At 65.8% G+C, this 10,639-nt stretch carries 11 protein-coding genes; 5 read left to right on the plus strand and 6 right to left on the minus strand.

Going from position 1 to position 10,639, the window contains the following annotated elements:
* Positions 1–34: 34 nt before the first annotated feature.
* Together N5I32_RS05060 and N5I32_RS05065 are read right to left on the minus strand one after the other, a co-directional pair.
* Positions 35–727, minus strand: a complete 693-nt coding sequence (locus N5I32_RS05060; RefSeq protein ID WP_261494306.1) for a glutathione S-transferase family protein — start codon at positions 725–727, stop codon at positions 35–37.
* Entirely contained in the window at positions 724–1,170 is a 447-nt protein-coding gene (locus N5I32_RS05065) for a DoxX family protein (protein WP_261494307.1), read from the minus strand. The genes N5I32_RS05060 and N5I32_RS05065 overlap by 4 nt, the downstream gene beginning before the upstream one ends.
* A gap of 94 nt (positions 1,171–1,264) precedes the next feature.
* Between N5I32_RS05065 and N5I32_RS05070 the strand changes: the two genes are divergently transcribed.
* Positions 1,265–1,708, plus strand: a complete 444-nt coding sequence (locus N5I32_RS05070) for a MarR family winged helix-turn-helix transcriptional regulator (protein ID WP_261494308.1) — start codon at positions 1,265–1,267, stop codon at positions 1,706–1,708.
* Positions 1,709–2,297: 589 nt separating this feature from the next.
* On the opposite strand, the gene N5I32_RS05075 is transcribed toward N5I32_RS05070, so the two are convergent.
* Positions 2,298–3,689 carry an MFS transporter gene (locus N5I32_RS05075; RefSeq protein WP_261494309.1) on the minus strand — a complete coding sequence of 464 codons (1,392 nt, stop codon included), beginning with the start codon at positions 3,687–3,689 and terminating at the stop codon, positions 2,298–2,300.
* Positions 3,689–3,928: a DUF2798 domain-containing protein gene (locus tag N5I32_RS05080; protein WP_261494310.1), complete on the minus strand. Its 240-nt coding sequence runs from the start codon at positions 3,926–3,928 to the stop codon at positions 3,689–3,691. Before N5I32_RS05080 ends, N5I32_RS05075 begins: the two co-directional genes overlap by 1 nt.
* Before the next feature lie 113 nt (positions 3,929–4,041).
* Between N5I32_RS05080 and N5I32_RS05085 the strand changes: the two genes are divergently transcribed.
* Together N5I32_RS05085 and N5I32_RS05090 are read left to right on the plus strand one after the other, a co-directional pair.
* Complete coding sequence (locus N5I32_RS05085) at positions 4,042–4,944, plus strand: LysR family transcriptional regulator (protein WP_261494311.1); 903 nt, start codon at positions 4,042–4,044, stop codon at positions 4,942–4,944.
* A gap of 141 nt (positions 4,945–5,085) precedes the next feature.
* Positions 5,086–5,535, plus strand: coding sequence for a GFA family protein (locus N5I32_RS05090; RefSeq protein WP_261494312.1), 450 nt, complete (start codon positions 5,086–5,088; stop codon positions 5,533–5,535).
* Between the two features lie 28 nt (positions 5,536–5,563).
* Here N5I32_RS05090 and N5I32_RS05095 read toward each other — a convergent pair whose 3' ends face one another.
* Positions 5,564–5,941 carry a nuclear transport factor 2 family protein gene (locus N5I32_RS05095; protein WP_261494313.1) on the minus strand — a complete coding sequence of 126 codons (378 nt, stop codon included), beginning with the start codon at positions 5,939–5,941 and terminating at the stop codon, positions 5,564–5,566.
* A gap of 292 nt (positions 5,942–6,233) precedes the next feature.
* Here N5I32_RS05095 and N5I32_RS05100 point away from each other — a divergent pair, with 292 nt between their 5' ends.
* Positions 6,234–7,358, plus strand: a complete 1,125-nt coding sequence (locus N5I32_RS05100; protein WP_261494314.1) for an enolase C-terminal domain-like protein — start codon at positions 6,234–6,236, stop codon at positions 7,356–7,358.
* 129 nt (positions 7,359–7,487) lie between these two features.
* On the opposite strand, the gene N5I32_RS05105 is transcribed toward N5I32_RS05100, so the two are convergent.
* On the minus strand, positions 7,488–7,973 hold the full coding sequence (locus N5I32_RS05105; RefSeq protein ID WP_261494315.1) for a hypothetical protein: 486 nt from the start codon (positions 7,971–7,973) through the stop codon (positions 7,488–7,490).
* A 254-nt stretch (positions 7,974–8,227) separates the two neighbouring features.
* Here N5I32_RS05105 and N5I32_RS05110 point away from each other — a divergent pair, with 254 nt between their 5' ends.
* Positions 8,228–10,594: a hypothetical protein gene (locus N5I32_RS05110; RefSeq protein WP_261494316.1), complete on the plus strand. Its 2,367-nt coding sequence runs from the start codon at positions 8,228–8,230 to the stop codon at positions 10,592–10,594.
* The last annotated feature ends 45 nt before the right edge of the window (positions 10,595–10,639 follow it).

Here is a 10,639-nt window from a genome sequence, read left to right on the forward strand (position 1 = left end):
CGTCCATGATGGGACGAAGCTGGCCGCTGATGCTTCATCCTGCGGGGTGCGAGACTCCCGGGATCCGGCGAGAAACTGCACTCCTGCGATCACGAAGAAACTTCAAGAGGCGCTCAGGATAGTCTGGAGCGACCGCGTCGCGAACCGAGGCCCGCTCCGCCAACGCCTTCCGCCACACAGCGGTCTTCGGCTTGTCGGTGAGAATGCCGAAGTCGGCGATCTGATCGAATGCGTCGAAATAGCGGAAGATCGGTCCGTATACGGCGTCCACCAGACTGAAGTCCTGACCGGCGAACCAGGGCCCTTCGCCCAGCTCCGCCTCGAGACGCACGAACATGCGGGCCAAGGCCCTCGCTTCGTCGTCCAGAGCCTCATCCGTTCTCGCATTGTAGAAGCGGGCGATGCCGTTCAGGACTTGCGAGCCGAACTCGATCCATGAGCGGTGACGGGCCCGCTGGAGAGGATCCGCCGGGTGCAGCGATTGCGCCTGCGTCTCCTCGAGATATTCGAGGATGACGGCGGACTCGAAGATCACAGCATCTTGGCCGTCCAGCGCCACCTTGAGCAGCGGCACCTTGCCCAGCGGAGACAGGGCACGGAACCAGTCCGGCTTGTCGGAAAGGTCCACGGAGATTCGTTCGAACGGAACCTCCTTTTCGACCAGCGCGATCGCCGCGCGCTGGACGTAGGGGCACAGATGGTGGCTGACAAGCGTCAAGGTGTTCATGGCCGCTGCCCTCCGGCGAAACCGGGAAACAGTTCGACGACAGGGCGAGAGGGAATGAGGGCGTAGCGGCCGTCGCCAAGCAGGAACTGGCAGACCGCCAGAAGCGTGAGATAGAGCGGATACTCCCAGCCGCCGTTCTCATAACCGAACATCCAGCCGTTCCCCCCGTGAGCCCAGGTCGCGCCGGCCAGGATCGGCACGAGCGCCAGCGCCACCCAGCGGGCATGGATGCCAAGGACCAGAAGCGCGCCGCCGATCGCCTCGATTGCGAATACGGCATACGCGAACCAGCCCGGCAGGCCGATCGACACGAAGAACTGTGCGGTGCCGGGCAAGGTGAAGATCACGAGCTTCAGGACGAGACTGTGGGCGAGAAACATGACGCCGAGGGCGACGCACAACAGCGTGACCGCGAAGGGTGCGACGTTGGGTTCGATCGGCATGGGACGCCTCCTTGATGCAACTGCATCGATCGATACATGCACATGCATGCAGTGTCAATCTTGATGTAGGTGCATCTTGTTGGTAAGAAGCGGCATGCAGAGCGAGGTTTGCATACTCTCCGAGGAGGCGGCCACGGCTTGGGCGCGCCTCGTGCGCGTATCACAGGTCGTTCTGTCCCGGGTCGAGGCCGATCTGAAGGCGGCGGGGTTTCCCCCGCTTTCCTGGTACGATGCACTTCTTGAGTTGGAGCGTGCCAAACCGGAAGGCCTGCGACCCTATCAACTCCAGGAGCGGATGCTCCTCGCGCAATACAACTTGTCGCGACTGACCGACCGGCTGAAGAAGGCGGGCTACATCGAGCGCGAGGAGTGTCCGAAGGACGGTCGCGGACAAGTGCTCAAGGTCACTGAAAAAGGATGCGCGCTGCTGCGAAGCATGTGGCCGATCTATCGCCGGGCCATCGTGGCGCATTTCGCGGACAAACTCGACGCGAGCGAGACGGCGGCACTGGCGCTGACTCTTATGAAGTTGCGCTGACGGCTGCACGCAGCCGCGACGCACCGAAGGTAGATCATTGAAGAACGTTGTCGCGCAGCCCTAGCCGGATCTCAAATGATACGTCGCTCGCGCCAGAAGCAGGCAAGCTTATACTGCGGTCTCAGCGTCAAGTGCGATCCAGATGCCGACCGCGCTCATCTCCCTGGAACATGCCAGCCAAATGCCCGATGGCGGGCAATCGCCTGCAAACCCGCGGACCTCACGTTCGAGGAAGTCGCGTCGCTTTCGTTCGGCGGTGTTACCGCGCTCACGTTTCTGCGCGACAAGGCAGGGGTCATGCGCGGTGTCCGGGTTCTGGTCGCAGGCGTCTCGGGGGCCGTTGGCACGGCTGCCGTCCAGATCGCCAGGCACTTCGGCACCGAGGTGACGGCAGTCACCAGCACCTCGAACGCGACGCTCGCTGCCTCCATCGGGGCTGAAAGGGTGTCCCCGCGTCACGGGGACCAGCCATTGCAGGAGGCACACGCGATCGGGTTGTTCGCGGCGTTCGGGTGGCGAAGCAGGCGGCGCAGATTGGTTTCCGTCAGCCCGGCTGTTCCGGGAGCCCACGCGCTTCGCTCCGCGAGAATCAGCCGCGGCGCCCTGCCCAGAAGGCGGCCCCCAAAGCGACACCGGCGAGACCCGCCGACAGCGCGAAGGTCGCGATGAGTCCGGCGCCGCCGCCCGCGCCGAACCCGATGGCCTGGGCCACCTTCGGTCCCATCGTGTAGGTCGCCGCCATCGCAGATGCCCCCCAGATCAGTCCCATGTTCCGCGCCAGCCCCAGCAGGGCGGATGTGACGCCCCTCTGGTCGCTTGTGGTGGTTTGCATGATCGCGGTCATGTTGGCGGCCTGGAACATCGCGTAGCCGAAGGTGATGACGACGAGACTTGCCGCATAGCCGCCAGCTCCGAACGAACACGGCAGAATGGTGAGCAGAAGCGAGCCGAGCATCACCGCAAGAAGCCCGCCGACGATCACGGGAAACGAGCCCGTCCGATCGACCAGGCGACCTGCCGGAACGCCCGTCACGGCGGCGACGGCCGGGCCGATGGACATCACCATCCCGACCTCGACCGGGTCGAGGCCCAGGACTCCGCTCAGGTAGAACGGGCCGACGACCAGCGTCGCCATCACGATGGCCGAGACCAGCATCAGCGATGCCAGACCCGTGCCGAGGGTACGGTCACGCAGAAGATCCAGACGAACAAGCGGTGCCTGTGCCCGGGCCTCGGTCCGGACAAAGGCGGCGAAGGCAAGGGCCGAGACGACGGAAAGTCCAAGCGACGCGAGGCCGGGCATCCGGCCGCCCAGTGTGAAGGCCGCCGAGAAGGTGCCAAGCGAGAGCGCCAGCAGGAACAGCCCCGGCAGATCGAACCGGGTCGACGGTCGTGCCGCCTTCACATCCCCCGGAAACAGAACGCCGCCGGCGAGAACGGTCACGACGCCCATCGCAGCGAGAGCCGCGAACACCGACGGCCAGCCCCAGGCCGCGATCAGCGCCCCTCCCATCGTGGGGCCAAGCGCCGTCCCGACGGCCGACACCGTCCCGAGCAATCCCATGGCGCTGCCGGTGCGATCCTTCGGCACGAGGTCGCCGACCATCGCGACCGTCAAGGTCATCATGACCGCACCGCCCGCGCCCTGCACGGCTCGGGCCGCGATGAGGACAGAAAGGCTGGGCGACAGGGCGCAGATCGCCGAGGCGGCAGAAAAGAGGGCCATGCCCGTCAGGAGCAGGCGGCGGCGTCCGACCAGATCGCCGAGACGACCTGCACCGACAATCAGGCTGGTGACGGCGAGGAGATAGGCGATCACGACCCACTGAACCTCGGACATTGGCGCGTGAAACCACCTCGACAGCGACGGCAGGGCGACGTTCGTGATGCTGGTCCCCAGAGAGGGAAGCAGCATCGCGAGCGACAGTGCAGCAAGCCGCGGCCAGTGCTGGACCTTGTCGGCAGATACGGTCTCCGACATCATCGCACCAGGGCCGCTGGTGTCTTGACGAGCCTTCCCACCAGGCGGCGCGCAAACGGCGCCACAACGAGGACGGTCGGGAAGGCGATGAACCACGACGGCAGCCATGCTGCGAACCAGAGAGAGGCAAACTCCTCGACAGGCCCGGCGTTGCGCAGGGTCGCGACCCCGGACACGATGAGGGACATGAGCCCAGAGAGGACGAACCCGAACAGGACGGGAGCGAAGCGGGGTGGCATCTTGGTCTCCTTGGTTGATGATCCCGGAGATCTAGCCTTCGGCGGACCATTGCGGAACGCGCAGCGTTAGCATCTAATAGTTGCGCCCGACGCCATGTATGGAAAGGCCCGAGATGCCCGACCTGAACCTTCTGCTGACGCTCGATGTCCTCCTGTCCGAAGGCAGCGTCGCGGGTGCGGCGCGGCGGTTGCATCTCAGCCCGTCGGCGATGAGCCGGGCCTTGGCGCGGTTGCGCGAGGTGACGGGCGATCCGCTTCTGGTGCGGGCGGGCCGCAGCCTCGTGCCGACGCCGCGTGCCATCGAGCTTCGCGGACAGGTCGGTCCGATCGTCGAGGGCGCGAAGGCCGTGCTGCGACCGGCCGTGGCGCTGGACCTGACCCGGCTATCGCGCCGCTTCGTCCTGCGCAGCAGCGAAGGCTTCACCGAGACCTTCGGCCCGAAGCTTCTGGCGCTGGTCGCCGCACAGGCGCCCGGCGTGACGCTCCGGTTCCTGACCAAGCCCGACAAGGAAAGCGCACCATTGCGCGAAGGTGAGGTCGACCTCGAAACCGGCGTCATCGATGCCGGAACGGCGCCCGAATTGCGTGCCACGCCGCTGTTCCGCGACCGATGGATCGGCGTGGTCCGGGGCGACCATCCGCTTGCGGCGGGGCCCGTGACCGCGGAAACCTTCCTGCAGGCCTCTCACATCCACATTCTCAGGCGCGGCCTGCACAGCAACGAGATCGACGAAGCCGCGCGCGCCGCGGGGCTTGAGCGCCGGATTGCCACGGTCGTCAGCGGCTTCTCGACCGCGCTGTCGCTGGTGCGCGACACCGACCTGATCGCCACGGTTCCGGAACGGCACACCGAGGGTCTGCGCAAGGGCCTGCACGGCTTTGACCTGCCGTTCGGGGTCGCGCCCTTCACCATCTCGATGCTTTGGCACCCCCGCATGGATGGCGACGAGGCGCATCGCTGGCTTCGTGGCCTTGTTCGCGCGGTCTGCGCCGCCGGTTCGAAACTGCTCGCCTGAACACGATGGTGTCCCGCGCGATCAGGCGCGGGATGCCATCAAGGGAATGTTGGCAGGGCAGCGCCAAGCGACGATGATGGTCGTGAACAATCTGCAGAACCTGCGGAAGCGATGCTGGTGGGCCAAGGCAATGAGGTCAGGATGAAAGTCGATGGACGCTGTCACTGCGGTTCGGTCCGTTTTGAGGCCGAGGTCGATCCCGCGAAAGTGGTGATCTGCCATTGCACCGACTGCCAGACGCTTTCGGGGTCGGCGTTCCGGACGGTCGTGCCTGCGGCAGAGGGGACATTTCGCCTGCTGGCGGGGCGGCTGAAGCGCTACGTCAAGACCGGCGAGAGCGGAAATGAGCGGGAACAGACGTTCTGTCCCGACTGCGGCACACCGGTCTATTCCGCCCCCGTCGGGCCGCAACCGAAAGTCGTCGCCCTGCCCGTCGGAGCAATCCGTCAGCGCGACGCTCTGGTCCCGTCAGACCAGTACTGGTCACGGTCCGCGCAGGCGTGGCTCCGCACCCTGGCCGACATCCCCGCGCGGGAGACCCAGCCCGCTTTCGGCGCACGCGGCGAGATCGGCCTCGGGCCTGCCGAATAGCGCATTCCGCCCCAGTCAGCGCGCGCAGTCAGGCGATGATCTTCCAGTAGGAATCCTTCCGGACAACCTTGCCGTCCTGAAAGGTATAGAAGTCGCAGCCGCGAACGCGCACCTTCTCGCCTGCGGGCGTGGTGCCGGTCAGAAGCCACTTGGACATGCCGGTGTTGCCGCTGACGAAGTTCTCGATCTCGCCGTAGTGGACGTCCGGGGTGCTCTCGAACCTCGTCAGGATGCCGCGTCGCACCTCGTCGCGGCCCACATAGCGGCTTCCGTGCGGTTCCGGTCCGCGCGGAAGATCCAGGCTGCAGCGCTCAGCGAAGAAGCTCATGATCGCGTCGATGTCGTGCGCGTTGAAGCCGGCTGCCAGACCTTCGAGAGCAGAGAGTACGGCGTTTTCGTCACTCATGGCGTTTCCTCCATCCTACTCGCGCACATCATACGCCTCCCCACCGAGTTCCATGCCTGATAATTTCCTCGACCACCGCCGGCGCTTCCGGCGGCGCGGAGACCATCGCCCGGCACCTTGATCAGGGGCCATGCGGATCGAGGCGCCGGCCGAAAGGAGGATGCGGCTCCACCACAAAACGCGATTGATCGCGGTCGGCTGGCGGATCACAATTCTTGCCGCTTCTGTTAATCTGTCGCAGCCGAGGCCGCCTTCCCGCTGGCCCCGGACAAGGGCACGGGGATACTTGCCGATGACAAGCAGATTGCCGGACGCGGCCACCCGCAGCGACCTGACGGTGAGATCCCTCAATGCCCGCATCGTCAAAGTGCCCTTGCGTTTCACATTGGGAACGAGTGCCGACGTCGTTCGCGCCGTGCCGATCGTTCTTGTCGATCTTCATACCGAAGAGGGCGTTGTCGGCCGGAGCTACACATTTGCCTACACCGATGCCGGTGCGCTGGCGATCGCATCGCTTCTGCGCGAGGCGGCAGAACTCGTTCGCGGGCAGACGGCGGCGCCGTTTGCGGTGGGCGAACTGCTCTCGCGGCGCTATCGCCTGCTGGGGGTTACCGGGGTGGTTCGGATGGCCCTGTCGACGCTCGACATGGCGCTCTGGGATGCGCAGGCGGTCGCCAGCGGCCAGAGAATGTGCGAACTGCTCGGCGTCGTCCCCCGCGCTGTGCCCGCCTATGACAGCAGGGGGCTTGGCCTGATGCCCGCCGCTCCACTTGCGGACGAGGCCCTGCGCCTGGTCGAGGACAGAAAGCTCCCTGCGGTGAAGCTGCGGCTGGGCCACCCGACGCTTGCCGATGACATCGCGTCGGTCGAGGCGGTGCTCCGCGTCCTTCCGGCTGGGGTCGGCCTCATGGTCGACTACAACCAGGCGCTGATGCCGGTCGAGGCGCTCCGGCGAGCCGAGGCGCTCGACGGTTACGGGCTTCTCTGGATCGAGGAACCGATGCGCCACGACGACTATCCGGCGCAGGCGCACCTTGTTGAACGGTTACGCACGCCGATCCAGATCGGCGAGAACTTCAATGGACCCGCCGCCATGGAGACGGCGCTCGAAGCCGGAGCCTGCGATTGCGCCATGCCCGATGTCGCCCGGATCGGCGGGGTAACCGGATGGCTCCAGGGGGCGGCGATCGCGGCCGCGCGCGACGTTCCCCTGTCATCGCACCTCTACCCCGAGGTCAGCCTGCAACTGCTCTGCGCCAGCCCGACCGCGCATTGGCTGGAATATGTGGACTGGGCCGACGCGTTTCTCGCGGAACCCTTGCAGATCGTCGATGGCAAGGCGATGCCCTCAAGAGGACCCGGATCGGGTATCGAATGGGACGAAGGCAGGATCGCGCACCTGCCAACCGTGGGCTGAAGGCGAACCTGCCGAGACAGGCGCCTCCTCGCCCGAGCATGGTCATCGGTGGAATCTCCTGGACGAAGATTGCCGGCGGCCTTGTCGGTCTCCGTCCTTGCTTGGCCGAAGGCCCAAAAAGATCCGCTCTCAGGGCAGGTCCACTTCGATTGTGCCCCGGATCGGGAACATTGTCGCGTCCATCAGCGGATGCCCCTGACCGTCGAAGTCCAGCGCAAGGGACCTTTCGCTGATCCTGCGAACGGTGATGGTTCCTTCGCTGAAGATGATGCGCCGCTGCAGCCTGCGCCCCTCGCGCTCGGGATTGAAGAAACTCAGTTCGACGCGCGCCTTCGGGGCGTTGTCGGCGGGCAGCGTGAAGTCTACCGACCCCTGCGTCAGCACGCTGCGGTCGAACAGGTTGAAATTGATGCTTACCGGCTGGTCGGTGGCCGTCAGATAGAAGAGGACGCCGGTGTCGTCGCTCGTGACCGTGCTGCTGGCGCCGTCGACGGGATCGAGGTCGTGCGTCGCGCCTTCCATCGTGACGGTGGCCCGACCCGCTCCCGTCTCGGCAGCGAGGGCGCCGGCGGTGACCAAGGACGAGGTCAGCAGGATCAGGAAAAGAGGCCTCATGGCAGCTCCTTTTCGTGAAAGGATCTTGGCCGGAAGTCCCTCATCATTGCCGCCGCGTGGGGGCAAGTCAATGCAGGGTGGTCGGGACCAACTCGCCCGGATCCGACAAGCGGCTGGCTTCAATAGCGAAAACCTTGTACCCTTCCATGCTGTTGAACCCTCTTACCGATGCCTTATTGGTGGCCGTTGCGCGTCTGCCGGCACTGCGACCTGCCTTTGCCGCAAGTGGGACGGCTCCGAAAACGGAGTCCGCGATGGGTGTTTCCAGACAAGCCAGGCTGGCGTTGAGCGGCGTGCTGTCCTGCGCGCTGGCGCTTCACATGCCGTGGGCGCCACTACGCGCCGCTGCACAGGAGATGCCCCACGCTGCGCTGTTCGACACATACTATCAAACGCTCGAAGAGGTTCAGATAAGGCTCAGGTCGGCCAGCCGGGATCTCGGCAGTGTTTCCGATCATCTCCTCTTCAGCGACCCCGAAGAGGTGTTGGACTGGGTGCGCCAGAACATCGCCTTCCAGCAATACGCGGGTCTGCTGCGCGGGCCGGACGGCACGCTGCTGGCCGGCGCGGGCAACGCGTTGGACCAGGCAGTGCTTGTGGCGGCTCTGCTCGGGGATGCGGGATACCAGACACAGGTCGTCCGGGGCCGTCTTTCCGAAGGCGACGCGCGCGCGCTTGTCCTGCGGATGGAGAGGACACCGGCGGGTGCCCCGCTCGACGCTGAAATCCGCGCCTCGCTTTCCGCGCTGGAACAGTCCGGCGACGCGATTGTCGATGCCGTCGGCGGACTTGTCAGGGCGTGGGAGGCACCCGGGCCCGATTACGGCGACCTTGCCGAGCGGACGGCGGACGCAGCGGATGCCCTGCTTGCCCGGCTTGACGAAGCGGACTTCTACGCGGGCGGCAGCGTGCTGGAGGAGTTGGCCGAAGAGGCCGCGGACTACTACTGGACGGAGGCCCGCCTCGGTCCGGCGGATGACTGGACGGCGCTGCACCCGGTGTTCGATGACCGGCCGCCGGACCCCGTCGAGAGGGGCGAAGCCTTCGCGAATGCGGTTCCCGTCCATCTTCAGCACCGTGTCCGGGTCGACATCACGCTGGAGCAGAAACTCGGGAAGGCGCTGCGGACCCACTCCCTGCTGTCGGGTTGGGAACGCCCAGCAGCCAACCTGAACGGCGAACCCCTGACCATCACCACCCTCCCCTTCTCGCTCGACCCCTGGGACCGCCGGGACGATCCCCTGTCGCACGTGACGGAGAACCGGTTGTTCGTGACGCTCTTCCGCAACGAGGTGGCATCCGGGCTTGCATTCGACCTCGACGGCAATGTCGCTCCTCTGGCAGAGGCGATGGATGCGGCGGGGGCAATGTTCCAGACGCTGGGCAGCAAGGCCAGTGACGCCGCGGCCGGCATCGGCGCGCTGGGATCGGGCGCCGAGGTGCCGGCGGATGCGGCCGAACTTACGGCGTTGTGGATCGACTTCACGCTGATCGCGCCCGGCGGAAGGGAAACGACCATCCGGCGCACCGTGCTGGACCGGATCGGCGCCAAGGCCCGGGCCGAAGGCTCAGTCGAGGCGGCGGGCGGGCCGGAATCCTTCCTGCCGATGATCGGACAGCGCTCGGCCATGGTGTCGATCGGGGACATGCCCGAAGCCTTTTTCCTCGGGCGCTACCTGTCGGCGCAGGCCGGGCAGAGACCCGTGGTGGAACAACTCGCCCTTCAGTCCGTGGATTTTCAGCCGGACCGGGACCTGGCGGCAACCGAGGGATTCCCGCCGGAAGACTATCGGGCCGCCGAGGTGTTCCAGTATCTCGATCTTGCCCCGTCCGGCGGCGGGACGATCAGGTATCGGGCACAGCCGGCCCTGGTGATCGTCGGCGACAGGTTCGGTTTTGCTCCCGGTGGGGAGGCGATTGTCGAGACGTTTGTCGATGTGGTTGCCAATCCCGCCCGGACCCTCTTGCGGAAGGATGGCGATCTGACGGGTGCGGCCCGCGATGCGGTCACGGCCGGCGTCTGGGACACCGCGCTGGAAGGCTACGCGATCGGCCGCGGCCCGCGGCCCGCGCTTCGCGGAAACGCCCTTGACCACCTCGAAGCCGCGCTTCGGGAGGGACATGCGCTTGTTGTGCTGAAGCCCGGCGAAACGGACGAAGGGAGCCTTGACGCCTATGGCCCGGAGGCGGCGGCCGGAATGGCGCGCGAGCTTGCCGCCGGTTTCTGGATCGTCGCGAAAGCGCCGGAAGAAGACGGCGGAAACGATGGATGGTGGTGGCGCATCGCGCCACGGAGCGGTGAAACGCTGGGCATCCTTTCCGACGGCAGCGGCGGAGAGATCATCAAGTACTTAATAGTATTATCGATTGGCGCGGCAGTCGCCGGCACCATCAAGTCGGCAATCAATCGGCGGGACTGTATTGAGCGGATTTCTCGTCAATCGGGCGCGGATCTGCAATTGCGCGACCCAGACGAGTACGAGTTGCAGGTGTCCAATTGTGGCATAGGTTCAATGTTCTGGCCCGCGAACCGGGCGATCCACGAAGCGCTCCGCAGGCACGAGCAGGTGTGCGAGGACAATTTTGCCGTGGCGGCCTTTTCCGGCGCCTGTTCCGAGTGACCGGAGGGCACGCCGCGCCTGAAACCGAAACTCCAAAGCCGGCAC

Origin of the sequence: Albidovulum sediminis (assembly GCF_025380365.1) — a bacterium.
Classification (GTDB): domain Bacteria; phylum Pseudomonadota; class Alphaproteobacteria; order Rhodobacterales; family Rhodobacteraceae; genus Albidovulum; species Albidovulum sediminis.